This window comes from Bacillus sp. FG16, assembly GCF_057809515.1.
Genome location: NZ_JBMDKC010000002.1, coordinates 81,706 through 107,920 on the forward strand (window position 1 = coordinate 81,706; position 26,215 = coordinate 107,920).

The 26,215-nt window shown below is 37.7% G+C and carries 26 protein-coding genes; all 26 read left to right on the forward strand.

Annotation, left to right across the window (positions count from 1 at the left end; all coding sequences use genetic code 11):
- Positions 1-54 precede the first annotated feature (54 nt).
- The 26 genes from smc to uppS all read left to right on the forward strand — a co-directional run bounded on the left by smc (position 55) and on the right by uppS (position 26,210).
- Entirely contained in the window at positions 55-3,624 is a 3,570-nt protein-coding gene (smc, locus tag ACODS7_RS01555; RefSeq protein ID WP_029443117.1) for a chromosome segregation protein SMC, read from the forward strand.
- A 15-nt stretch (positions 3,625-3,639) separates the two neighbouring features.
- Positions 3,640-4,629, forward strand: coding sequence for a signal recognition particle-docking protein FtsY (ftsY, locus tag ACODS7_RS01560; RefSeq protein ID WP_000007655.1), 990 nt, complete (start codon positions 3,640-3,642; stop codon positions 4,627-4,629).
- Positions 4,630-4,761: 132 nt separating this feature from the next.
- Positions 4,762-5,094, forward strand: coding sequence for a putative DNA-binding protein (locus ACODS7_RS01565; protein WP_000891061.1), 333 nt, complete (start codon positions 4,762-4,764; stop codon positions 5,092-5,094).
- A 12-nt stretch (positions 5,095-5,106) separates the two neighbouring features.
- The gene (gene ffh / locus ACODS7_RS01570; protein ID WP_002173106.1) at positions 5,107-6,456 is read left to right on the forward strand and encodes a signal recognition particle protein; all 1,350 of its coding nucleotides are present in this window, start codon (positions 5,107-5,109) and stop codon (positions 6,454-6,456) included.
- A 101-nt stretch (positions 6,457-6,557) separates the two neighbouring features.
- The gene (rpsP, locus tag ACODS7_RS01575) at positions 6,558-6,830 is read left to right on the forward strand and encodes a 30S ribosomal protein S16 (protein WP_243168095.1); all 273 of its coding nucleotides are present in this window, start codon (positions 6,558-6,560) and stop codon (positions 6,828-6,830) included.
- Positions 6,831-6,844: 14 nt separating this feature from the next.
- Entirely contained in the window at positions 6,845-7,072 is a 228-nt protein-coding gene (locus tag ACODS7_RS01580) for a KH domain-containing protein (RefSeq protein ID WP_000737399.1), read from the forward strand.
- A gap of 120 nt (positions 7,073-7,192) precedes the next feature.
- The gene (rimM, locus tag ACODS7_RS01585) at positions 7,193-7,708 is read left to right on the forward strand and encodes a ribosome maturation factor RimM (RefSeq protein ID WP_000170272.1); all 516 of its coding nucleotides are present in this window, start codon (positions 7,193-7,195) and stop codon (positions 7,706-7,708) included.
- Entirely contained in the window at positions 7,708-8,442 is a 735-nt protein-coding gene (gene trmD / locus ACODS7_RS01590; RefSeq protein ID WP_016080524.1) for a tRNA (guanosine(37)-N1)-methyltransferase TrmD, read from the forward strand. The genes rimM and trmD overlap by 1 nt, the downstream gene beginning before the upstream one ends.
- A 146-nt stretch (positions 8,443-8,588) precedes the next feature.
- Complete coding sequence (gene rplS / locus ACODS7_RS01595) at positions 8,589-8,933, forward strand: 50S ribosomal protein L19 (RefSeq protein WP_001186516.1); 345 nt, start codon at positions 8,589-8,591, stop codon at positions 8,931-8,933.
- 101 nt (positions 8,934-9,034) lie between these two features.
- A complete protein-coding gene (gene lepB / locus ACODS7_RS01600) occupies positions 9,035-9,586 on the forward strand; it encodes a signal peptidase I (RefSeq protein ID WP_000711853.1) in 552 nt (183 codons plus the stop codon).
- A gap of 20 nt (positions 9,587-9,606) precedes the next feature.
- The gene (gene ylqF, locus ACODS7_RS01605; protein WP_000236702.1) at positions 9,607-10,497 is read left to right on the forward strand and encodes a ribosome biogenesis GTPase YlqF; all 891 of its coding nucleotides are present in this window, start codon (positions 9,607-9,609) and stop codon (positions 10,495-10,497) included.
- Between the two features lie 56 nt (positions 10,498-10,553).
- A complete protein-coding gene (gene rnhB, locus ACODS7_RS01610; RefSeq protein WP_029443116.1) occupies positions 10,554-11,327 on the forward strand; it encodes a ribonuclease HII in 774 nt (257 codons plus the stop codon).
- 193 nt (positions 11,328-11,520) lie between these two features.
- Positions 11,521-12,681 (forward strand): ADP-forming succinate--CoA ligase subunit beta, encoded by a 1,161-nt coding sequence (gene sucC, locus ACODS7_RS01615; protein WP_001020790.1) that lies wholly within the window; start codon positions 11,521-11,523, stop codon positions 12,679-12,681.
- 19 nt (positions 12,682-12,700) lie between these two features.
- On the forward strand, positions 12,701-13,603 hold the full coding sequence (gene sucD, locus ACODS7_RS01620; protein ID WP_000115178.1) for a succinate--CoA ligase subunit alpha: 903 nt from the start codon (positions 12,701-12,703) through the stop codon (positions 13,601-13,603).
- Positions 13,604-13,690: 87 nt separating this feature from the next.
- Positions 13,691-14,560, forward strand: a complete 870-nt coding sequence (gene dprA / locus ACODS7_RS01625; RefSeq protein ID WP_016080526.1) for a DNA-processing protein DprA — start codon at positions 13,691-13,693, stop codon at positions 14,558-14,560.
- A 144-nt stretch (positions 14,561-14,704) separates the two neighbouring features.
- Positions 14,705-16,783: a type I DNA topoisomerase gene (gene topA, locus ACODS7_RS01630; RefSeq protein WP_243168094.1), complete on the forward strand. Its 2,079-nt coding sequence runs from the start codon at positions 14,705-14,707 to the stop codon at positions 16,781-16,783.
- Positions 16,784-16,831: 48 nt separating this feature from the next.
- Positions 16,832-18,136, forward strand: a complete 1,305-nt coding sequence (trmFO, locus tag ACODS7_RS01635; protein WP_016080528.1) for an FADH(2)-oxidizing methylenetetrahydrofolate--tRNA-(uracil(54)-C(5))-methyltransferase TrmFO — start codon at positions 16,832-16,834, stop codon at positions 18,134-18,136.
- Positions 18,137-18,201: 65 nt separating this feature from the next.
- On the forward strand, positions 18,202-19,101 hold the full coding sequence (xerC, locus tag ACODS7_RS01640) for a tyrosine recombinase XerC (protein ID WP_048564394.1): 900 nt from the start codon (positions 18,202-18,204) through the stop codon (positions 19,099-19,101).
- 42 nt (positions 19,102-19,143) lie between these two features.
- Entirely contained in the window at positions 19,144-19,686 is a 543-nt protein-coding gene (gene hslV / locus ACODS7_RS01645) for an ATP-dependent protease proteolytic subunit HslV (protein ID WP_000526274.1), read from the forward strand.
- Between the two features lie 22 nt (positions 19,687-19,708).
- Positions 19,709-21,100, forward strand: coding sequence for an ATP-dependent protease ATPase subunit HslU (gene hslU / locus ACODS7_RS01650; RefSeq protein ID WP_000550084.1), 1,392 nt, complete (start codon positions 19,709-19,711; stop codon positions 21,098-21,100).
- Positions 21,101-21,177: 77 nt separating this feature from the next.
- Positions 21,178-21,957, forward strand: coding sequence for a GTP-sensing pleiotropic transcriptional regulator CodY (codY, locus tag ACODS7_RS01655; RefSeq protein WP_000421290.1), 780 nt, complete (start codon positions 21,178-21,180; stop codon positions 21,955-21,957).
- Between the two features lie 349 nt (positions 21,958-22,306).
- Positions 22,307-23,008 (forward strand): 30S ribosomal protein S2, encoded by a 702-nt coding sequence (gene rpsB, locus ACODS7_RS01660; protein ID WP_000111485.1) that lies wholly within the window; start codon positions 22,307-22,309, stop codon positions 23,006-23,008.
- A gap of 103 nt (positions 23,009-23,111) precedes the next feature.
- Entirely contained in the window at positions 23,112-23,999 is an 888-nt protein-coding gene (gene tsf / locus ACODS7_RS01665) for a translation elongation factor Ts (RefSeq protein WP_016080531.1), read from the forward strand.
- Positions 24,000-24,065: 66 nt separating this feature from the next.
- A complete protein-coding gene (gene pyrH / locus ACODS7_RS01670; RefSeq protein ID WP_000042669.1) occupies positions 24,066-24,788 on the forward strand; it encodes a UMP kinase in 723 nt (240 codons plus the stop codon).
- A gap of 2 nt (positions 24,789-24,790) precedes the next feature.
- Positions 24,791-25,348 carry a ribosome recycling factor gene (gene frr, locus ACODS7_RS01675; protein WP_000531505.1) on the forward strand — a complete coding sequence of 186 codons (558 nt, stop codon included), beginning with the start codon at positions 24,791-24,793 and terminating at the stop codon, positions 25,346-25,348.
- Between the two features lie 85 nt (positions 25,349-25,433).
- Positions 25,434-26,210, forward strand: coding sequence for an undecaprenyl pyrophosphate synthase (gene uppS, locus ACODS7_RS01680; RefSeq protein WP_000971296.1), 777 nt, complete (start codon positions 25,434-25,436; stop codon positions 26,208-26,210).
- Positions 26,211-26,215 lie beyond the last annotated feature (5 nt).

Genomic DNA, 26,215 nt, shown 5'->3' on the forward strand with positions numbered 1-26,215 from the left:
TTGTTTTTGTATAGAGAACATTTATAACGACGGAGAATAGGAGGAAGGCCTTTCGTGTTTTTAAAAAGATTAGAAATAGCAGGGTTTAAGTCTTTTGCTGAGCGTGTATCTGTTGATTTTGTCCCAGGTGTAACTTCTGTAGTAGGACCTAATGGAAGCGGGAAAAGTAATATTACTGATGCAATTCGCTGGGTACTTGGTGAACAATCTGCAAAATCATTACGTGGTGCAAAGATGGAGGATATTATTTTTGCAGGTAGTGATACGAGGAGAGCAGTTAATGTTGCTGAAGTAACAATAACTTTAAATAATGAAGATCAACGGTTACCAATTGAATACAATGAGGTGTGTGTAACACGTCGTGTATCTCGTTCAGGTGATAGTGATTTTTATATTAATAAACAATCATGTAGATTGAAAGATATTATCGATTTATTTATGGACTCTGGTATGGGAAGAGAAGCTTTTTCAATTATTAGCCAGGGGAAAGTGGAAGAGATTTTAAGTAGTAAGTCAGAAGAGCGTCGAGGTGTATTTGAAGAAGCGGCAGGTGTACTGAAATACAAACTTCGCAAAAAGAAAGCTGAAGGGAAATTAGCAGAAACACAAGAAAACTTAAATCGTGTACAAGATATAATTCATGAATTAAGTAGTCAAGTAGAACCTTTAGAAAGACAAGCTTCTATTGCGAAAGATTATCTCGAAAATAAAGAAGAATTAGAGAAAGTAGAAGCGGCGCTTATTGTCCATGAAATTGAAGAATTGCATGAGAAATGGGAAGCGCTTCGAAATCAGTTTGGGCATAATAAAAACGAAGAAGTTAAAATGTCAACGAATTTACAAAAAAGTGAAGAAGAGCTTGAGGAATTACGAGGACAATTACAAGCCGTAGATGAGTCTGTAGACTCGTTACAAGAAGTACTTCTTCTTTCTAGTAAAGAGCTAGAAAAACTAGAAGGGCAGCGTGAGTTGCTAAAAGAGAGAAAGCAAAATGCTACGACGCATTGTGCGCAACTTGAGCAGTTAATTGTTGAATTAACAGAGAAAGCTAAAAGTTATGATGGTGAAATTGAGTCAAGTACAGAAGCTTTAATGCAATTTGTAAATGAAGTAAAAGAGTTGGAGCAAAAATTGCATGATAATGAGCAATTGCTTGCTACTTTTGCTGACAATTTAGAGGAACAGATTGAGAATTTAAAAGGTGACTATATTGAACTTTTAAATCAACAAGCTAGTCATCGTAATGAATTATCTATGATCGAAGAACAATCTAAACAGCAAACGTCTAAAAACGAGCGTCTGGATGAAGAAAATGCGAAATATGTAGAAATGCGTATGGAAATTACAGCGAAAAAGACGAAACTTGTAGAAAGTTACGAACAAGTGAAAGAAAAAGTAGCTGGCATTATCTCGAACATACAGAAGACAGAGGCGGCGCTTGGGAAATGTAAGACGCAGTATAGTGAAAATGAAACAAAACTGTATCAAGCATATCAATTTGTGCAACAGGCACGTTCTCGAAAAGAAATGCTTGAAGAGATGCAAGAAGATTATTCTGGCTTCTATCAAGGTGTACGTGAAGTATTGAAAGCTAGAGAAAATAGGTTGCAAGGTATCGAGGGTGCTGTTGCGGAACTGTTAACGGTACCGAAAGAATATGAAGTTGCAATGGAAATCGCTCTAGGTGCAGCGATGCAGCATATTGTTGTACAAACAGAGGAACATGCTCGTAATGCGATTGCATTTTTAAAGCAAAATAAACATGGACGTGCAACGTTTTTACCGCAAGCTGTTATTAAAAGCAGATCGTTATCATTTGAGCAATTACGTATTGTAAATCAACACCCATCGTTTGTAGGTGTGGCGGCAGAACTTGTGCAGTACAACAATAAATATGAAAATGTAGTTTCAAATTTATTAGGAACTGTTATTGTTGCGAAAGATTTACGCGGAGCAAATGAGTTAGCGAAACAACTGCAATACCGTTATCGCATTGTAACAATCGATGGTGACGTAGTGAATCCTGGCGGTTCTATGACTGGTGGGGCGGTAAAACAAGCGAAATCTTCTTTATTAGGACGCCAACGTGAACTAGAAGAGTGGACTCGCAAGTTAACTGATATGGAAGAAAAAACAACGAAGTTAGAAAACTTTGTTAAAGCAGTAAAACAAGAGATTCAAGAAAAAGAAGTGAAAATACGCGAACTAAGGCAAACTGTAGAAGCAGAGCGTGTAGATGAGCAGAAATTAAGAGAAGAGATTAATCGTTTAGAATTAGAAGAACATCGTATTAATGACCGCTTATCTATTTATGATTTAGAGATTGAAGGGTTTTTACAAGATCGAGTAAAAATACAAGGGCGTAAAGAGGAGTTAGAAGGGATTTTAACGAATCTTCAAGCTGATATCACTGAGTTAGATAGTAAAATTGTAGCTTTAACAAAACAAAAAAGTGAGCAACATTCTTCGAAAGAAAAAGTTCAAAAAGAAATGACTGAGTTAAAAGTACTGGCAGCTGAAAAGCAACAACGCTTATCTAATCAAAAAGAAAAAGTTGAACGATTGACGAAGGAAAAAGAAGAAACGGATGCGACACTTGTAAAAACGAAAGAGGATTTAGCGTTCTTAAAACAAGAAATGACATCTAATTCAAGTGGTGAAGAGCAAATTACGAATATGATTGAGAAGAAAGCGTATGATCGTAATCAAACTTCAGAGTTAATTCGCTCTCGTCGTGAACAACGTATATCGTTGCAAGAGAGAGTAGAACATTTAGAACGCGATTTGAAAGAAACGACAGGTAAACATAAATATATTCTTGAAATGTTGAAAGATCAAGAAGTGAAAATAAACCGACTTGATGTCGAGTTGGAAAATAGATTACAACATTTGCGTGAAACATATACGATTTCATTTGAAGCAGCAAAACTAAAATATACAATGACAATGCCTGCAGAAGATGCACGTAAGAAAGTAAAATTAATTAAATTATCCATAGAAGAGTTAGGTACAGTGAACCTAGGGGCAATTGATGAATATGAACGTGTAGCGGAGCGTCATACATTCTTACTAGAGCAGAGAGACGACCTAGAAGAAGCGAAAACGACATTGCACCAGCTTATTACCGAAATGGATGAAGAAATGAAAAAACGCTTTTCTACTACGTTTGAAGGCATTCGAATGGAGTTTCAATCGGTATTCTCTGAATTATTTGGAGGCGGTAGAGCGGATTTAGTAATGACCAATCCAGAGGATTTACTAAATACGGGTATTGATATTGTAGCGCAACCGCCAGGGAAGAAATTGCAGAACTTAGGTTTACTTTCAGGTGGAGAGCGTGCTTTAACGGCAATTGCGCTTTTATTTGGTATTTTAAAAGTGCGCCCAGTACCGTTCTGTGTACTAGATGAGGTAGAGGCGGCCCTTGATGAGGCGAATGTAGCTCGTTTTGCACAGTATTTAAAGAAATTCAGTGATGAGACGCAGTTTATTGTAATTACACATAGAAAAGGTACAATGGAAGAGTCTGATGTGTTGTACGGTGTAACAATGCAAGAATCAGGGGTATCTAAACTTGTTTCGGTTCGTTTAGATGACGGGGAAGAACTTATTACAAGTGAATAGAAAGGACGGGAAAGTATGAGTTTTTTTAAAAAACTAAAAGAAAAAATTTCAAAACAAACGGATACAGTTACTGAGAAATTTAAACAAGGATTAGAAAAAACGAGAAATTCATTTGCGGATAAAGTGAATGATTTAGTGTATCGTTACCGTAAAGTGGATGAAGATTTCTTCGAAGAGCTAGAAGAAATCTTAATCGGTGCAGATGTCGGAGTTGCGACGGTAATGGAATTAATTGATCAATTGAAAGAAGAAGTGCAACGCCGTAACATTCAAGATCCAAAAGAAGTACAAGCTGTTATTTCAGAAAAGTTAGTAGGAATTTACAAAGGCGACAGCGATTTTAGTAACGAAATTAATATGCAAGAGGACCAATTAACGGTTGTTTTATTTGTTGGTGTTAACGGTGTAGGAAAAACGACGACAATTGGTAAACTGGCACATAAGTTTAAATCAGAAGGTAAGTCTGTCCTATTAGCGGCAGGAGACACATTCCGTGCTGGAGCGATTGAACAATTAGAAGTATGGGGCGATCGCGTTGGTGTAGAAGTAATTAAACAAGGATCTGGCTCTGATCCAGCGGCGGTTATGTATGACGCTGTACAAGCTGCGAAAGCACGTAAGGTAGACGTATTACTATGTGACACAGCAGGACGCTTGCAAAATAAAGTCAACTTAATGAAAGAGTTAGAGAAGGTGAAGCGCGTAATTGAGCGTGAAGTACCAGGTGCTCCTCATGAAGTATTGCTTGTTATTGATGCAACAACAGGACAAAACGGTTTAAGCCAAGCGAAAACATTCCGCGAGGCGACGAATGTTACTGGTATTGTTTTAACGAAGTTAGATGGAACTGCTAAAGGTGGTATTGTATTAGCGATTCGTAACGAAATGGATGTACCGGTGAAGTTTGTTGGATTAGGAGAGCAAATGGATGACTTGCAGCAGTTTGATCCAGAACAATATGTGTATGGTTTATTTGCGAACTTAGTAGAAACAGAAGAAGTATAAGCGAAAGAAGCGGTATTTCCGCTTCTTTTTCTATAAAAATATATGATGTTAAGAAAAAAACTTGACACTCTTTTGTACTCCATGTAAACTAATTCATGTAAAGGGAAATCACTTAACAAAGGATGATCCAACATGCTCGAAAAAACAACGAGAATGAACTATTTATTTGATTTTTATCAATCGTTGTTAACGCAAAAACAAAGAAGTTATATGTCGCTTTATTATCTAGATGATTTATCTCTTGGTGAAATTGCGGAAGAATTTGATGTAAGTCGCCAAGCCGTGTATGATAACATTAAACGGACTGAAGCGATGCTTGAAGAATATGAAGATAAATTAGTATTACTTCAAAAGTTTCAAGAGCGACAGCGACTTGTTGCAAAGCTAAAACAGCTAATCAGCGAAGAAGAGCATGTGAATGAAGAAATGAAACAAGTTGTTGAAGCTATCGAAAAATTAGATTAGGAGGGCGGCAATATGGCATTTGAAGGATTAGCCGACCGACTTCAACAGACAATGCAAAAAATCCGCGGCAAAGGAAAAGTTTCTGAAGCCGATGTGAAAGAAATGATGAGAGAAGTTCGTCTGGCTCTTTTAGAAGCAGATGTTAACTTTAAAGTAGTAAAAGATTTTATAAAGCGTGTGTCTGAGCGTGCTGTCGGACAAGATGTAATGAAAAGTTTGACACCTGGACAACAAGTAATTAAAATCGTACAGGAAGAACTTACAGAACTTATGGGCGGAGAGCAAAGCAAAATTGCTGTTGCTAATAAGCCACCGACTGTTATTATGATGGTTGGTCTGCAAGGTGCGGGTAAAACGACGACGACAGGTAAGCTTGCGAATTTGCTTCGTAAAAAGCATAATCGTAAACCGATGCTTGTTGCAGCGGATATTTACCGTCCAGCAGCAATTAAACAGCTTGAAACATTAGGGAAGCAATTGGACATGCCTGTATTTTCTTTAGGAGATCAAGTAAGTCCTGTTGAAATTGCGAAACAAGCGATTGCAAAAGCAAAAGAAGATCATCACGATTATGTTTTAATCGATACAGCGGGTCGCCTGCATATTGATGAAGAACTAATGGATGAATTAGCGAAAGTTAAAGAAGTTGCGAAACCGGATGAAATTTTCCTTGTTGTCGATGCGATGACGGGACAAGACGCGGTAAATGTTGCGCAAAGTTTCCATGAACAGTTAGGTTTAACAGGTGTTGTATTAACGAAATTAGATGGTGATACGCGCGGTGGTGCTGCATTATCTATTAAGGCTGTAACAAACACACCGATTAAATTTGCTGGTATGGGTGAAAAACTAGATGCAATTGAAGCGTTCCATCCAGAGCGTATGGCATCCCGTATTTTAGGGATGGGCGATGTCTTAACATTAATTGAAAAAGCGCAAGCTACAGTTGATGAAGAGAAAGCAAAAGAACTTGAGCAAAAAATGCGTACGCTTTCGTTTACGCTTGACGATTTCCTAGAACAACTTGGACAAGTGCGTCAACTTGGGCCGCTTGATGAATTGTTAGGAATGCTTCCTGGTGCAAATAAAATTAAAGGGCTGAAAAATGCGCAAGTTGATGAAAAACAAATTGGGCATATTGAGGCAATTATTCGTTCTATGACTAAATTAGAACGAGAACAACCGGAAATAATCAATGCTAGTCGCAAAAAGCGCATTGCCAAAGGTAGCGGTACAACGGTACAAGAAATCAATCGTCTAATCAAACAATTCGATGACATGAAAAAAATGATGAAGACGATGACGGGAATGCAAAAAGGCAAGAAAAAAGGACTAGGTGGATTGAAGTTTCCATTCATGTAAGGAAAAAAAGATGGCTCTGTTAAGAAAAAATACTTTACAAAGCAATAGTCTTTTTGCTAATATAATTATCTGTGTGAAATAAATTCGGAGGTGCTTTATAAATGGCAGTTAAAATTCGTTTAAAACGTATGGGAGCTAAAAAAACTCCTTTCTATCGTGTAGTTATTGCAGATTCTCGTTCTCCTCGTGACGGACGTTTCATTGAGGAAATCGGAACTTACAATCCAGTTGCTCAACCAGCTGAAGTTAAGATCAACGAAGAAGCAGCATTAAAATGGTTAGGAAATGGTGCTAAACCATCTGATACAGTTCGTAACTTATTCTCTAACCAAGGTATCATGGAGAAATTCCACTTATCTAAACAAGGTAAGTAATTGAGGCAATGACTATGAAGAAGTTAGTCGAGACGATTGTCAAGCCTCTTGTCGATCATCCTGAAGATGTAAAAGTTACACAGGAACTTTACAACGGAGAGATAAAGTATCGATTAACTGTACATCCTGAGGATGTTGGAAAAGTCATTGGAAAGCAAGGGAGAGTTGCGAAAGCGATTCGAATGCTCTTGTATTCAGTGGGACATCATAATGATGAAAAAGTAACACTGGAAATTCAATAAACGTAAAAAGGGCGAGGAGTTATTCCTCTCCCTTTTTTAACATTTAAATAGAGATTGCATGTTCCATCTATGAAATGGAGATGCTTAATTTATATAGAAACCAGGGGTGACATACTATTTATGACAAAATGGTTTAACGTAGGGAAAATTGTAAATACTCATGGCGTAAGAGGAGAAATCCGTGTTATTTCTCGTACTGATTTTCCAGAAGAGCGATATAAAGTAGGAAACACGCTATACATATCGAATGAGAAAGACACAGACTACCTTCCGGTGAAGGTAACTTCTCATCGCCAACATAAGACATTCGATTTATTAACATTTGAAGGATATAACAATGTAGATGAAGTAGAGAAGTTTAAAGGTTCTTTAATAAAAGTACCAGAAGAGCAGTTAGGCGAACTTGCTGAAGGTGAATACTACTATCACGAAATTATTGGTTGCAGCGTTGTAACGGAAGAAGGAGAAGCGCTAGGGACAATTAAAGAAATTCTCTCTCCTGGTGCAAATGATGTTTGGGTGATTAAACGTCCGAAGGGTCAAGATCTCTTAATTCCTTATATTGATGACGTTGTACTTCAAGTTAATATTGAAAATAAATTAGTAACCATTCATGTAATGGAAGGGTTGCTATAATGAAAATTGATATTTTAACGTTGTTCCCAGACATGTTTACCGGTGTATTTGGATCTTCTATATTAAAGAAGGCACAAGAAAAAGAAGCGGTAAACCTTCGTGTTGTTAACTTTCGTGATTATACAACAAGTAAGCATAATAGCGTAGACGATTATCCTTACGGCGGAGGAGCTGGTATGGTGCTTACTCCTCAGCCTATTTTTGATGCTGTAGAAGATTTGACGAAAGAGACAGAGCGTAAGCCAAGAGTTGTCTTAATGTGTCCGCAGGGCGAAAGATTTACGCAGAAGAAAGCGGAAGAGCTTGCAGAGGAAGAACATTTGATCTTTGTATGTGGGCATTATGAAGGGTATGACGAACGAATTCGTGAGCATCTCGTAACGGATGAGATTTCTATTGGTGACTATGTATTAACGGGCGGAGAATTAGCTTCTATGGTTATTACTGATAGTGTTGTACGTCTCTTGCCAGGCGTGCTAGGAAATCATGCTTCACAAGTAGAGGATTCGTTTAGTACAGGTTTATTAGAGCATCCTCATTATACACGTCCGGCTGATTTTCGTGGTATGAAGGTACCGGATGTATTAATGTCAGGGAATCATAAAAATATTGACGAATGGCGACATAAGGAATCTTTGCGCCGTACGTATACGCGTAGACCTGATTTGTTAGATGAAAGAGATCTATCTAAACAAGAGAAAAAATGGCTTGAGGAAATAAAGCGAGAGCAGTAATAACTTCATATATTTGCTATTGCAACAGGCCTAGTAATATGCTATTATAACATTTGTGCTACTGAAATCAGTAGCCGTATTAACGATGTTCCGCTGTAATTTATTAAGACTTTATAAGAGCATCTGTTTAAAGGAGAGAATTTAATATGCAACAATTAATCGCAGAAATTACAAAAGGCCAATTAAAAACTGACCTTCCTTCATTCCGTCCTGGTGACACTTTACGTGTACACGTAAAAGTTGTTGAGGGAACTCGTGAAAGAATTCAGCTTTTCGAAGGTGTTGTAATTAAACGTCGTGGTGGCGGAATCAGTGAAACATTCACAGTTCGTAAGATTTCTTACGGTGTAGGTGTTGAGCGTACATTCCCAGTTCACACGCCAAGAATCGCGAAAATCGAAGTACTTCGCCGTGGTAAAGTACGTCGTGCTAAGTTATACTACTTACGTAACCTTCGCGGTAAAAAAGCACGTATTAAAGAAATTCGATAAGACATGTATGGGAGCTTGTAAATGCACAAGCTCCCTTTTTCCAATCTATATGAAATTTTGGTATAATACGAACAGCTTACATAACCGTGGAGGGGAAATGCATGAAAAAAGAGAAGAGTTCACTTTGGGAATGGATTAAAGCAATTTTGATTGCTGTTGTATTAGCTGGTGTTATTAGACAGTTTTTCTTTGCGCCAATTCTCGTAGACGGGGTATCGATGGCACCTACTTTACATGATCGTGATCGAATGATTGTGAATAAAATTGGTTATCACATTGGAGATCCAAAACGCTTTGATATTATCGTATTTCGAGCAACAGAAGATAAAGATTACATTAAGCGCATTATAGGCCTGCCAGGCGATGAAATAGAGTATCGTAATGATAAACTGTATGTTAACGGAAAGGCTTATGAGGAGCCGTATTTAGACAAGCAGAAAAAGCAAATTGCTGACGGACCGCTTACATATGATTTTAATCTTGAAGAAATGACAGGCAAGAAAACCGTTCCAAAAGATCAATTATTTGTTTTAGGTGATAATCGTCGTTTTAGTAAAGATAGCCGTTCAATCGGTACGATTTCAATGGATCAAGTAATTGGTAAAGCTAATATGTTATATTGGCCGTTAGAAGACGCACGTATTGTGAAATAAATGAAAAAGAAGGTGGCAACATGGTAATTCAATGGTTTCCAGGGCATATGGCGAAGGCTAGACGCCAAGTAACGGAGAAATTAAAATTAATTGATGTTGTAATTGAACTTGTAGATGCTCGATTACCATTATCATCTCGAAACCCAATGATTGATGAAATCATTACACATAAGCCGAGGCTTGTTGTTTTAAATAAAGCGGATATGGCAGATGACCGTTTAACAAAACAATGGATCGCATATTTTAAAGAAAAAGGCCATATGGCAATTTCGATTAACGCGCAAGCTGGACAAGGTATGAAGGAAATTGCAGCAGCTTGTAAGGTGCTTGTTAAAGAAAAATTTGATAAAATGGTTGCAAAAGGTATTAGACCGAGAGCGATTCGTGCATTAATTGTAGGGATACCAAATGTTGGTAAATCTACATTAATTAATAAATTGGCAAAGAAAAATATTGCTAAAACAGGAGATCGTCCAGGTGTGACAACAGCTCAACAATGGATTAAAGTTGGGAAGGAAATGGAATTGTTAGATACGCCAGGTATTCTGTGGCCTAAATTTGAAGATCAATTAGTGGGTCTTCGCTTAGCGACAACGGGTGCAATTAAAGATTCAATTTTAAATTTACAAGATGTAGCTGTTTACGCATTACGTTTTATGGAGAAACATTATCCAGAACGCTTGAAAGAACGCTATAATTTAAATGAGATTCCAGAAGATATTGTGGAATTATTCGATGCAATTGGAAAAAATAGAGGCTGCTTAATGGGCGGCGGAATGATTGATTATGATAAGACATCTGAGCTTGTACTTCGTGAGCTTCGTGGTGGCAAACTTGGAAAAATGACGTTTGAAACACCGGAAGAGTTTGCAGAGCAAGTAGAAGATGTGGAAAAAATAGAAGAAGTATAAGACGTGCGTTTGTGCGTCTTTTCTTTTTGGATACGTTTAAAAAGGAGCTTGTATATATGCAAAAAATGACGATAAAAGAAGCGGAAAATGTATTGCAAGAAATTATGAATGAAGAAGAAGATCGTTTTCAACTGCTAATGAAAGATGAGCGAAAAGGAGTTCAAAAACTTATTTTGAAGTGGTATAAACAAAAAGAGTTAGAACAGAAAGAAAAAGAGAAGTTTTTTGAAATGTCCAAGTATGAAAATGCTTTGCGTGAAAAAGGGATCACATATATCGCAGGTATTGATGAAGTAGGGCGCGGGCCATTGGCTGGGCCTGTTGTGACGGCGGCTGTCGTTCTTCCTGAGGATTTTTATATTCCAGGGTTAAATGACTCGAAAAAGCTGAGTGAAGCGAAACGTGAGCGTTTTTATGATGAAATAAAAGTACAAGCAATTGCAATTGGAGTAGGGATTGTATCACCGCAAGTTATTGATGAAATTAATATTTACCAAGCAACGAAACAAGCGATGTTAGATGCTGTTGCGAATTTATCTTGTACACCCCAACATTTATTAATTGATGCGATGAAGCTTCCTACACCAATTCCGCAAACTTCAATTATTAAAGGTGATGCGAAAAGTGTTTCGATTTCAGCTGCATCCATTATTGCAAAAGTGACGAGAGATCGTATGATGAAAGAACTGGGAGAGAAGCATCCTGAATACGGATTTGAGCAACATATGGGATATGGCACAAAGCAACATTTAGAGGCAATTGAAGTGCATGGAGTATTAGATGAACACCGAAAGTCATTCGCGCCAATTAAAGATATGATTCAAAAATAAGCTGTAAATATACAGCTTATTTTTTATTTTGGCATATAAACATTACTATTTCCGAAAAAGAATAAAGCGATTTCAGTTTTCTGACACTTTATTGTAGACAGCGTGCCAATCATCTTATACAATGGCAATGTAATGTTTTTTAAACATTAAAAAACTTTTCGAGTAAAACAGGAAAACAGGGGAGGATGGGACCATGAATATCCATGAGTACCAAGGTAAGGCAGTCCTTAGAAGCTATGGGGTTAGCGTTCCGAACGGGAAGGTTGCATTTACAGTAGAAGAAGCTGTAGAAGCAGCGAAAGAATTAGGAACAGATGTATGTGTAGTGAAAGCACAAATTCACGCTGGTGGACGCGGCAAAGCTGGCGGAGTAAAAGTTGCAAAAAATTTAGATGAAGTTCGTACATATGCAGAAAGCATTTTAGGAACTACACTTGTGACACATCAAACAGGTCCTGAAGGTAAGGAAGTAAAACGCTTACTTATCGAAGAAGGTTGCGATATTAAAAAAGAATATTATGTAGGTCTAGTTTTAGATCGTGCAACTTCTCAAGTTGTTTTAATGGCTTCTGAAGAAGGCGGAACAGAAATTGAAGAAGTAGCAGAAAAAACACCTGAAAAAATCTTTAAAGAATATATTGATCCGGCAGTAGGTTTACAAGGTTTCCAAGCGCGCCGAATTGCATTTAACATCAATATTCCAAAAGAGCTTGTAGGACAAGCTGTGAAGTTTATGATGGGCTTATACCGTGCGTTTATCGAAAAAGATTGCTCTATCGCTGAGATTAACCCACTTGTTACAACAGGTGAAGGTAAAGTTATGGCATTAGATGCAAAATTAAACTTTGATTCTAATGCGTTATATCGCCATAAAGACATTTTAGAGCTTCGTGATCTTGATGAAGAAGATGCAAAAGAAATTGAAGCTTCAAAATACGACTTAAACTACATTCCTTTAGATGGAAATATCGGTTGTATGGTTAATGGTGCAGGTTTAGCGATGGCTACAATGGATATCATTAAACATTACCACGGTGACCCAGCTAACTTCTTAGATGTTGGTGGCGGTGCAACTGCTGAAAAAGTTACAGAAGCATTCAAAATTATCCTTTCTGACAAAAATGTAAAAGGTATCTTTGTTAACATTTTTGGTGGCATTATGAAGTGTGATGTTATTGCAGAAGGTGTTATTGAAGCAACGAAACAGGTAGGTCTTGAGTTACCTTTAGTTGTACGTCTTGAAGGTACAAACGTAGAACTAGGTAAGAAAATTTTAAATGAGTCTGGCTTAAATATTGTTGCAGCAGAATCTATGGCAGACGGTGCACAAAAAATTGTTTCACTAGTGGGCTAATAGAAAGCGGGGGAGAAAAATGAGCGTATTAGTTAATAAAGATACAAAAGTTATTGTTCAAGGTATTACAGGTTCTCAAGGTTTATTCCATACAAAACAAATGATTGAATACGGTACGAAAATTGTCGGTGGTGTAACGCCAGGTAAAGGTGGCACTGATATTGAAGGTGTACCAGTATTTGATACTGTAGAAGATGCAGTGAAAGCAACAGGCGCAAACGCTTCAGTTGTATACGTTCCACCCGCTTTTGCGGCTGATGCAATTATGGAAGCAGTTGATGCAGAAATTGATTTAGTAGTATGTATTACTGAAGGAATTCCTGTATTAGATATGGTAAACGTAAAGAGGTATATGGCTGGTAAACATACACGTTTACTTGGACCAAACTGCCCAGGTGTTATCACGCCTGATGAATGTAAAATCGGTATTATGCCAGGATACATTCATAAAAAAGGTCATGTAGGTATCGTATCGCGCTCTGGTACATTAACGTATGAAGCTGTACATCAGTTAACACAAGAAGGTATTGGCCAATCTACTGCTGTAGGTATCGGCGGGGACCCTGTTAACGGTACAGACTTTATTGATGCGTTAAAAGCATTTAATGAAGATGAAGAAACACATGCTGTAATTATGATTGGTGAAATCGGTGGTACAGCAGAAGAAGAGGCAGCTGAGTGGGTAAAAGCTAATATGACAAAACCTGTTGTAGGCTTCATTGGTGGTCAAACAGCGCCTGCTGGCAAACGTATGGGCCATGCTGGTGCAATCATTTCTGGCGGTAAAGGAACTGCTGCTGAAAAGATTAAAACAATGGAAGCTTGTGGCATTAAAGTAGCTGAAACTCCAGCAGTTATGGGAGAAACGCTAATCTCTGTTTTAAAAGAAAAAGGTCTATTTGAGACTTGCAAAAACTATTAATCTGTTGAAAGACACCTTCTTGCTTGAGGGTGTCTTTTTACACTTTTTCTGTTTACATAATAAAAATTATGGGTAAGGAGAATTGAGATGAAAAGAGAGCGATTATTACATCTTCATTACTTGCTAGCAGATTATTGGAAAGCGATGGAGAGGCTACTATATGTCGATCCAGAATTAAAGAACATATATACTTTTAACGAAAAACAAATGGAACAATACACTGGAATATCCTCGAAAAAATCTTCAGAATTAGTGAAATTCCTTCAAAGTTCAAATCTTCCGCAATATATATCTTATTTAGAGAAAAATCGTATCTTTTATATAACGATATGGGATGAAATTTATCCGCAATTATTACGTGAAATACAAGACCCTCCCTTCGTTTTATATGGAAAAGGAGAGAAAGATTTTCTGAATAAAGTAAATAAATTGGCAGTTGTTGGAACGAGGCAGCCATCATTATATGGTCATGAGAGTTTGAAATTTATTTTGCACCCTTTATTAGAAAGAAAGTGGGTTATTGTCAGCGGGTTTGCAAAAGGGATAGATACAATGTCCCATGAGGTTACAGTAAGGCAGTATTGCCCGACTATTGCGATATTAGGACATGGATTATCTTTTATGTATCCGAAAGAAAATAGGCATTTATATGAAACGTGGAAGGAATATATATTGTTATTGACAGAGTATCCACCGCACTATGCACCGAAAAAGTGGTATTTTCCAAAAAGGAACCGGATTATTAGTGGCATAAGTAAAGGTGTTTTAGTTGTAGAAGCGAAATCGAGAAGTGGAACCCTTATTACTGCAGACCTTGCGTTAGAGCAAAATAGAGAGGTGTTTGCGCTCCCTGGACCTATATTTATAGAGGGGGCATCGGGAACGAATCATCTTATTCAACAAGGGGCAAAACTAGTAAGAAATGCAGAAGATATCTTTGAAGAGATTTTAAATTAACCTTATATTTTTATGTTTTTATTAAACAATTATTGACAAATGGTAGATTGGCGCTGTATGGTATATTCATTCTTGATTGACAAAAACAAGAGAAATCAATAAGATTAATGAAGACTTGAATCCACCTCTTAAGGAGGCACTAGCATGTCAGATTACCTCGTAATCGTGGAGTCGCCTTCTAAGGCGAAGACCATTGAGAAATATTTAGGGAAAAAATACAAAGTTGTCGCGTCTATGGGACATGTTCGCGATTTGCCAAAAAGTCAAATGGGGATAGAAGTAAAGAACAACTTCACCCCGAAGTATATTACCATTCGTGGTAAAGGTCCCGTCTTAAAAGATTTAAAATCAGCGGCGAAAAAAGCAAAGAAAGTTTATCTCGCGGCCGATCCAGACCGCGAAGGGGAAGCGATTGCTTGGCATTTAGCGAATACGTTAAATGTGGACGTTGAATCAGATTGTCGGGTTGTGTTTAATGAGATTACGAAAGATGCAATCAAAGAATCATTTAAACATCCTCGCGCAATTAATATGGATTTAGTAGATGCACAACAAGCAAGACGCATACTTGATCGTCTTGTTGGTTACAATATTAGTCCTTTATTATGGAAGAAAGTAAAAAAAGGATTAAGTGCAGGGCGTGTACAATCTGTAGCAGTTCGTTTAATCATCGAACGTGAAAAGGAAATTCAAAGCTTTGAACCTGAAGAATTCTGGACAATTAAAACAGAATTTGTAAAAGGAAAAGACACATTTGAAGCAAGTTTTTACGGTGTAGATGGTGAAAAAGTTCAATTAACGAATGAAATGCAAGTGAATGAAATAATTGAACAGATGAAAGACAATGCGTTTTCAGTTGAAAATGTAACGCGCAAAGAGCGAAAACGTAATCCTGCATTACCGTTTACAACATCTTCCTTGCAACAAGAAGCAGCACGTAAGTTAAATATGCGAGCAAAGAAAACGATGATGCTTGCACAGCAATTGTATGAAGGGATAGATCTTGGAAAACAAGGAACTGTAGGTCTTATTACGTATATGAGAACTGATTCAACACGTATCTCAGAAACAGCTCAAACAGAGGCTCGTACTTACATCACTGAAGCGTATGGTACGGAATACATAGGAACAGAAAAGAAGAAAGAAACGAAAAAGTCAAATGCACAAGATGCGCATGAGGCAATTCGTCCTACTTCGGTAATGAGAAAGCCAGAGGAACTAAAAAGTTTCTTAAGTCGTGATCAACTTCGATTATATAAATTGATTTGGGAGCGATTTGTTGCAAGTCAAATGGCGTCTGCTATAATGGATACTGTGACAGCGAGACTCATTAATAATAATGTTCAGTTCCGTGCAAGTGGATCGGTTGTAAAGTTCCCAGGATTTATGAAAGTGTATGTAGAGTCAAAAGATGATGGTGCGGAAGAAAAGGATAAGATGTTGCCACCGTTAGAAGTGGGAGAAACGGTATTTTCAAAAGATATAGAGCCGAAACAACACTATACTCAACCACCGCCGCGTTATACAGAGGCTCGTTTAGTAAGAACGCTTGAAGAACTTGGAATTGGAAGACCGTCGACTTATGTACCTACACTTGAAACGATTCAAAAGCGTGGGTATGTAAGCTTAGATAATAAACGCTTCGTTCCGACTGAACTTGGTGAAATAGTAATTGAACTTATTTTAGAATTTTTCCCGGAAATTATTAACATTGAATTTACTGCCAATATGGAGCAAAGCCTTGATGAAGTGGAAGAAGGAAATGCCAATTGGGTGAAAATTGTTGATGATTTCTACGTAGGATTTGAACCGCGCTTAGAAAAAGCGGAAAAAGAAATGCGTGAAGTGGAAATTAAAGATGAGCCAGCTGGGGAAGACTGTGAATTATGCGGACATCCAATGGTCTTTAAAATGGGTAAATACGGGAAGTTTATGGCTTGTTCGAATTTCCCTGATTGTCGTAATACAAAACCGATTGTGAAAGAAATCGGTGTAACTTGTCCGAAATGTGAAGAAGGGCAAATTATTGAGCGTCGTAGTAACAAAAAGAAACGTCTTTTCTATGGATGTGGTACGTATCCAGAATGTGACTTTGTATCTTGGGATAAGCCGATTGGTCGTAAATGTCCGAAGTGTGAAGGCATGCTTGTAGAGAAGAAGTTGAAAAAAGGCGTGCAAGTACAATGTATTTCGTGCGATTATGAAGAAGAACAACAAATGTGAGCGTAACTGCTCACATTTTTTTCGGGAAGAAAAGGAAAGGTGATATATATGACAACACAAGTAGTAAACGTCATTGGCGCAGGTCTTGCAGGAAGTGAAGCAGCTTACCAAATTGCAAAACGTGGTGTCCAAGTAAAATTATATGAAATGAGACCAGTAAGGCAAACGCCAGCTCATCATACAGATAAATTTGCTGAATTAGTGTGCAGTAACTCATTACGTGCAAACACATTAACAAATGCTGTTGGAGTTATTAAAGAAGAAATGCGTTTGATGGATTCTGTCATTATTCGTGCAGCTGATGAGTGCTCTGTACCAGCTGGAGGAGCTTTAGCGGTTGACCGTCATGAATTCGCAGCTAAAGTGACTGAATACGTAAAGAATCATCCGAATGTAACTGTAGTGAATGAAGAGCTTACTGAAATTCCAGAAGGACCAACAATTATTGCAACAGGTCCACTTACATCTCCTGATCTTGCTGCGCAATTAAAAGAACTAACAGGTGAAGATTATTTCTATTTCTACGATGCAGCAGCGCCAATCGTTGAAAAAGACAGCATTGATATGAACAAAGTATATTTAAAGTCTCGCTATGATAAAGGGGAAGCGGCATATTTAAACTGTCCGATGACAGAAGAAGAATTTGATCGTTTTTATGAGGCTTTAATTGCCGCTGAGACAGTGCCTTTAAAAGAGTTTGAAAAAGAAATTTTCTTTGAGGGTTGTATGCCGGTAGAAGTTATGGCAAGTAGAGGGAGACAGACGCTAGTATTTGGACCTATGAAACCTGTTGGATTAGAAGATCCAAAAACAGGGAAAACGCCATATGCTGTTGTTCAGTTACGTCAAGATGATGCAGCGGGAACTTTATACAATATCGTAGGTTTCCAAACGCATTTAAAGTGGGGACCACAAAAAGAAGTGCTACAGTTAATTCCGGGATTGGAAAATGCAGAGATTGTACGTTATGGTGTAATGCATCGTAATACGTTTATTAATTCACCTAATTTGCTTCGTCCAACATATCAATATAAACAACGTGATGATTTATTCTTCGCTGGTCAAATGACTGGAGTAGAGGGATATGTTGAATCAGCAGCATCAGGATTATTAGCAGGAATTAATGCTGCACGTCTTGTGCAAGGTGAAGAGCCGATTGTATTACCGCCAGTAACTGCAATGGGTAGCATGGCAAATTACATTACGGCAACGAATGCTAAAAACTTCCAACCGATGAATGCGAACTTCGGTCTATTTGCACCGTTAGAGAAGAAACTCAAAAAGAAAGCAGAACGAAATGAAGCATACGCAGCACGTGCTTTAGAAACGATTCAAAATTTTGTAAATATTTAGTTAAATTTCTTGCAAAGGCTACTAAGTTGTGATACGATTTAGTAGCCTTTATTGAGGTGAATTGTGTGAATGTGAAGAAATTGTTACAATTATTCGTTGGATATTTACAAATTGAAAGAAATTATTCAAAATATACAATTGCAAGTTATCAAAATGATTTAGAACATTTTGTGCAATTTATGGAGCGAGAAAGCATATCCTCTTTTTTAGACGTTACATACGCGGATGTTCGTTTGTACTTAACGACGTTGCACGATGAAAAGTTAGCCCGTAAATCTGTCGCAAGAAAAGTATCAAGCTTACGAAGTTTATATCGTTTTTTGATGCGTGAAGGTTATCGGAAGGATAATCCGTTTGCACTTGCGTCACTCCCCAAAAAAGAATTGTCAATCCCAAAGTTTTTATATGCTGAAGAGTTAGAAGAATTATTCGAAGTTTCTGACACGGGAACGCCACTCGGTCAAAGGAATCAAGCTTTATTAGAGTTGATGTATGCGACTGGGATCCGTGTGAGTGAATGTGTCAATTTACAACTTACCGATATTGACTTTGCGGTGGGAACAATTTTAGTAATGGGAAAAGGAAAAAAACAAAGATATATTCCGTTCGGAAGCTATGCACAAGATTCTTTAATTACCTATATAGAAAATGGGAGAAAACAGTTAGTTAATAAGACTGAAGAAGACTCTCATATGGTATTTTTAAATGCGAAAGGTACGCCGCTAACAAGTCGTGGAGTTCGTTATGTTTTAAACGAACTCATTAAAAAGGCTTCACTGACAATGCGGATAAGTCCCCATGTGTTAAGGCATACATTTGCTACACATATGTTAGATGAAGGGGCGGATTTACGTACTGTACAGGAGCTATTAGGCCATGAGAATTTGTCGACGACACAAATTTATACGCATGTCTCTAAAGAAAGATTGCGTTCTGTTTACATGAAGCATCACCCGCGGGCATAAATTGCTTTAAAAGCTATAAAAACAAATAAAGGAGTTTTTTCTATGGGGAATTTCCACGCTACAACGATATTTGCAGTTCATCATAATGGAGAATGTGCAATGGCTGGAGATGGCCAGGTGACAATGGGAAATGCTGTTGTAATGAAACATACAGCTCGTAAAGTTCGCAGGCTTTTCCAAGGTAAAGTTTTAGCTGGTTTTGCAGGTTCAGTTGCTGATGCATTTACTCTTTTTGAAATGTTTGAAGGAAAATTAGAAGAGTATAATGGCAACTTGCAGCGTGCTGCTGTTGAAATGGCAAAACAATGGCGTGGCGATAAAATGTTACGTCAGCTAGAAGCGATGCTCATTGTCATGGATAAAACAACTATGCTCCTTGTTTCAGGTACAGGAGAAGTGATTGAACCGGATGATGGTATTTTAGCAATTGGATCTGGTGGGAATTATGCACTTTCTGCAGGTCGTGCTTTAAAGCAATATGCAAGTGAACACTTAACAGCGAAACAAATTGCGAAAGCGAGTTTAGAGATTGCTGGCGATATTTGTGTTTACACGAATCACAACATAATTGTTGAAGAATTGTAGAATCGTAAGGGAGGCATTTTATATGCATTTACATTTTACTCCGCGCCAAATTGTGGAAAAATTAGATCAATACATCATCGGCCAAAAAGACGCAAAGAAAGCGGTTGCTGTAGCGTTGAGAAATCGATACCGTCGCAGTAAATTGGCTGAAAATTTACGTGATGAAATAGCACCTAAGAACATTTTGATGATTGGACCGACAGGTGTTGGGAAAACAGAGGTAGCACGACGAATGGCGAAACTCGTTGGAGCACCTTTTATTAAGGTTGAGGCTACAAAATTCACAGAAGTTGGATATGTGGGTAGAGATGTAGAGTCGATGGTACGTGACCTCGTAGAAACGTCTGTTCGCATTGTAAAAGAAGAAATGGTAGTGAAAGTTCAAGATAAAGCAGAAGAGCAAGCGAATCAACGTCTTGTTGAAATTTTAGTACCGAGTCCGGAGAAGCAATCTGGATTTAAAAATCCATTAGAGATGCTTTTTGGTGGTGCTCAAAATTCGAGTCAAACGTCTGATACACAAGAAGATGGTGAAATCGAAAAGAAACGTCAAGATGTGGAGAGAAAGCTTGCTGCAGGGCTTCTTGAAGACGAAATTGTATCGATTGAAGTGACCGAGCAACAGTCTTCTATGTTTGATATGTTACAAGGAACTGGCATGGAGCAAATGGGAATGAATTTCCAAGATGCATTAGGAAGTTTTATGCCGAAAAAAACGAAAAAACGTAAACTTTCTGTAAAAGAAGCAAGAAAACTCTTGACAAATGAAGAGGCACAGCGCTTAATTGATATGGATGAAGTTACACAAGAGGCTGTTTATCGTGCTGAACAGCTCGGGATTATTTTTATCGATGAAATTGACAAAATTGCTGGTAAGCAGTCGAATAGCGTAGATGTATCACGTGAAGGTGTGCAACGTGACATTTTGCCGATTGTAGAAGGGTCGAATGTTGCGACAAAATACGGATCAGTAAAAACGGATTATATTTTATTCGTTGCAGCTGGAGCGTTCCATATGTCTAAACCGTCGGATTTAATTCCGGAATTGCAAGGGAGATTTCCGATTCGAGTAGAGTTAACAAAATTATCAACAGATGATTTTGTTAAAATATTAATCGAGCCTGACAATGCGTTAATCAAACAATATATGGCATTATTAGCGACTGAAGGTATAGAAATTGAATTTTCAGACGAAGCTATTCGTAAGATTGCTGAGATTGCTTATCAAGTTAATCAGGATACAGATAATATTGGAGCAAGAAGACTTCATACGATTATGGAGAAGCTCCTTGAAGATTTATCGTTTGAAGCATCTGAAATTACGTTAGAAAAAATAACGATAACACCTCAATACGTTGAGGAGAAATTAGCAACAATTGCTAAAAATAAAGATGTGAGCCAGTTTATTTTGTAATAGTGTCATCAGGTGACTCGCCCTAGTTTCCAAGTGATGAAAAAATATGTAAGTAACATGTAGGAGGAACTTTTGAAATGGAATTATTAGCAAAAACGAGAAAATTAAATGCGTTATTACAGAGCGCTGCAGGGAAGCCTGTAAACTTTAGAGAAATGTCTGACACAATGTGTGAAGTAATTGAAGCAAACGTGTTCGTTGTAAGTCGTCGTGGTAAATTACTAGGTTATGCAATTCACCAACAAATCGAAAATGAGCGTATGAAACAAATGCTTGCAGAGCGTCAGTTCCCGGAAGAATATACACAAAGCTTATTCAACATTACAGAAACATCTTCAAATTTAGATGTGAACAGTGCTTATACAGCATTCCCGGTAGAAAACAGAGAATTATTTGGTCAAGGTTTAACTACAATCGTACCAATCGTTGGTGGCGGTGAGCGTCTAGGTACATTAGTATTAGCTCGTCTTGGTCAAGAGTTCTTAGATGATGATTTAATCCTTGCTGAGTACAGCTCAACTGTTGTAGGTATGGAAATCTTACGTGAAAAAGCAGAAGAAATCGAAGAGGAAGCACGTAGTAAAGCTGTTGTTCAAATGGCGATCAGCTCATTATCTTACAGTGAGTTAGAAGCAATTGAGCACATCTTCGAAGAATTAAATGGAACAGAAGGTTTACTTGTTGCAAGTAAAATCGCTGATCGTGTAGGAATTACTCGTTCTGTAATCGTAAATGCACTACGTAAATTAGAAAGTGCTGGTGTTATTGAGTCTCGCTCTTTAGGTATGAAAGGAACATACATTAAAGTGTTAAACGACAAGTTTCTACAGGAACTTGCTAAATTAAAAACAAACTAATTTATAAAAAACTCTCCTCGATCGAGGAGAGTTTTTTTTGTGCAATGGATTGATGGCGCTTGTGAAAAGTGCCATAAGCGTGTTTTCTGGGAAAACTATTAATTGTGTTTTACTTTTTTGCTTAAAAGAAATGAAGGTTGGTAATACTAGAATTCGAGTATGAACAAAGAAAGTTTTACATTGTTCGCATTTTCGACTTGATTGTAATATTTCAGTATGATATAGTAAGCAGTGGTGTCAGTACAAAGTACACACGTTTACTGATTTAAGTGTTGGTGCTACGGTTGTAGTTTCGCTTAGAGATGAAGTAAACGGAGGATATCAAAAACCATTTAGGAGGAACTATATTATGTCAGTAATTTCTATGAAGCAATTGCTTGAAGCTGGTGTTCATTTCGGACATCAAACTCGTCGTTGGAACCCAAAAATGAAGCGTTACATTTTCACAGAGCGTAACGGTATCTACATCATCGACTTACAAAAAACTGTGAAAAAAGTTGAGGAAGCTTACAGAACGATGCGTGACATCGCTGCTGAAGGTGGAGACATCTTATTCGTAGGTACTAAAAAACAAGCACAAGAAGCTATTAAAGAAGAAGCAACTCGTGCTGGTATGTACTTCGTTAACCAACGTTGGTTAGGTGGAACTTTAACAAACTTCCAAACAATCCAAAAGCGTATCAAGCGTCTTAAAGACATCGAAAGAATGCAAGAAGATGGTACTTTCGAAGTACTTCCTAAGAAAGAAGTTGTTCAACTTAAAAAAGAGTTAGAGCGTCTTGAGAAATTCTTAGGTGGTATTAAAGATATGAAAGGTCTTCCAAGTGCATTATTCGTAGTAGACCCTCGTAAAGAGCGTATTGCAGTTGCTGAAGCGCGCAAATTACACATTCCAATCATCGGTATCGTTGATACAAACTGTGATCCAGACGAAATCGATCACGTTATCCCAGCAAACGATGATGCAATTCGTGCTGTAAAACTTCTTACATCTAAAATGGCAGACGCGATCCTTGAAGCAAAACAAGGTGAAGAAACTGTTACTGCGTAACAAAGTTGGAAAGGTGATAAGGGGTTCGGCCTTTTATCACCTTTTTTAAGGTATAAACACCTTTATAAAAGGTATAAATACATATTTTAGGAGGATGAAAAATATGGCAATCACTGCTCAAATGGTAAAAGAATTACGTGAAAAAACTGGCGCAGGTATGATGGACTGCAAAAAAGCTTTAACAGAAACTAACGGCGACATGGAGAAGGCAATTGACTTCTTACGCGAAAAAGGTATTGCGAAAGCTGCTAAAAAAGCAGACCGCATTGCTGCTGAAGGTTTAACTTTCATCGAAACAAACGGTAACGACGCTTTAATCTTAGAATTAAACTCTGAAACTGATTTCGTTGCGAAAAACGAAGGTTTCCAAACACTAATTAAAGAATTAGCTGCTCACTTATTAACTAACAAACCAGCTAACGTTGAAGAAGCTATGGCTCAAACAATGGAAAACGGTAAAAACGTTGAAGAGCACATCAACGAAGCAATCGCTAAAATTGGTGAAAAACTTACACTTCGTCGTTTCGAAATCGTATCAAAAACTGATGCAGATGCATTCGGCGCTTACCTACACATGGGTGGACGCATTGGTGTATTAACAGTTCTTGAAGGTTCTACTGATGAAGCTGCTGCTAAAGATGTTGCAATGCACATCGCTGCAGTTAACCCTAAATACATCGACCGCGATGCTGTAACAGCTGAAGAAGTTGAGCATGAGCGTCAAGTATTAACACAACAAGCATTAAACGAAGGCAAGCCTGAAAAAATCGTTGCAAAAATGGTTGAAGGCCGTCTAGGCAAATTCTTCGAAGAGATTTGCTTACTTGACCAAGCATTCGTTAAAAACCCTGATATGAAAGTTCGTCAGTTCGTTGAGTCTAAAGGCGGAACATTAAAAGGATTCGTTCGCTACGCTGTTGGTGAAGGTATCGAAAAACGCGAAGACAACTTTGCTGAAGAAGTAATGAACCAAGTAAAAGGTAGTAACTAATACAGATTAGGGAACACATTGTGTTCCCTTTTTTAAAATAAAGATGTAAGCAATTGGAGGTTCATTATGAGTAAACCGAAATATAATCGTGTCGTTTTAAAGCTAAGTGGAGAAGCTTTAGCTGGAGAGCAAGGATTTGGAATTAATCCAACTGTTATTAAGTCAGTTGCAGAACAAGTGAAAGAAATTGCAGAACTTGATGTAGAGGTTGCTGTTGTTGTTGGTGGCGGTAACATTTGGCGTGGGAAAATTGGAAGTGAAATGGGCATGGATCGTGCAGGAGCAGATTACATGGGCATGTTAGCTACAGTTATGAATTCATTAGCTCTTCAAGATAGCTTGGAGAATATTGGAATCCAAACTCGTGTACAAACTTCAATTGAGATGCGTCAAGTGGCAGAGCCTTACATTCGCCGTAAAGCAGTTCGTCACTTAGAGAAAAAACGTGTTGTTATCTTTGCAGCAGGTACAGGTAATCCATACTTCTCAACAGATACAACAGCAGCATTACGTGCAGCGGAAATCGAAGCAGACGTTATTTTAATGGCGAAAAATAATGTGGATGGCGTATATAGCGCAGATCCATCTATTGACCCAACAGCTACGAAATACGAAACGCTTACTTACTTAGATGTATTAAAAGAAGGTTTAGGTGTAATGGATTCTACAGCTTCTTCTCTATGTATGGATAATGATATTCCATTAATTGTATTCTCAGTTATGGAAAAAGGTAATATTAAACGTGCCGTTTTAGGCGAAAATATTGGAACAGTTGTAAGGGGGAAATAAATATGGGACAACAAGTATTGAAATCTTCAAATGAAAAAATGGAAAAAGCAGTTGCTGCTTATTCTCGTGAACTAGCAACAGTTCGCGCTGGTCGTGCAAGCTCGTCTGTATTAGATAAGGTACAAGTTGATTACTATGGTGCACCAACACCAGTTGTGCAATTAGCGAACATTACAGTTCCAGAAGCACGTTTACTTGTAATTCAACCTTATGATAAAACTTCTATCGGTGATATCGAAAAAGCAATTTTAAAAGCAGATTTAGGCTTAAACCCTTCTAATGATGGAACTGTAATTCGTATTGCATTCCCTGCATTAACAGAAGAGCGTCGTCGTGATCTTGTTAAAGTTGTGAAAAAATATGCTGAAGAAGCAAAAGTAGCTGTTCGTAACGTACGTCGTGACGGAAATGATGATCTTAAGAAGCTTGAAAAAGCTGGCGAGATTACAGAAGATGATTTAAGAGGATATACTGAAGATATCCAAAAAGAAACAGATAAATATATTGCAAAAGTTGACGAAATCGCAAAAAACAAAGAAAAAGAAATCATGGAAGTGTAATAGCGATAACTTCGCAAATATGACCCTCTTCTTAAGGGGGTCTTTTTACACTTTTAGGCATACGTCTGCTTGTTGGAGGGTATGAATGATGTTTAAAAACTTTCCTTTTTTTAAAGGTAAAAAGGACACATCGTTTGATCATCTCGTTGAAGAAGTGAAAAAAGGATATATCCCAGAACATATTGCCATCATTATGGATGGGAATGGAAGATGGGCAAAGAGGAGAGCAATGCCTCGTATTGCGGGACATCATGAAGGTATGCAAGTTGTAAAGAAAATTACAAAATTTGCAAGTAAACTTAATGTGAAAGTGTTAACTCTTTATGCTTTTTCAACTGAGAACTGGAAAAGACCGAAAAAGGAAGTTGATTATTTAATGAAGCTTCCAGAAGAATTTCTAGGTACATTTTTACCAGAATTGATTGAAGAAAACGTACAAGTCCGAGTAATAGGGCAAAAAGATCGTCTTCCTACGCATACACGCAGAGCGATGGAGAAAGCCATGGAAGATACGAAAGAGAATACGGGATTAATTCTTAATTTCGCGTTAAACTATGGAAGTCGAGATGAAATCGTTTCTGCTGTGCAACATATGATGAAAGATAATGAGGAAGGAAAAATTCGTTCTGAAGAGGTAAGTGAAGAAATGCTTTCCTCCTACTTAATGACGAGTTCTTTACCTGATCCAGAGTTGTTAATCCGAACAAGCGGAGAGCTACGTATTAGTAATTTCATGTTATGGCAAATTGCATATTCGGAGTTTTGGTTTACAGATGTGTATTGGCCAGACTTCAAAGAAGAACATTTGCTAAATGCGATTACTGACTTTCAACATAGAGGGCGCAGATTCGGAGGCGTGTAGAAAGA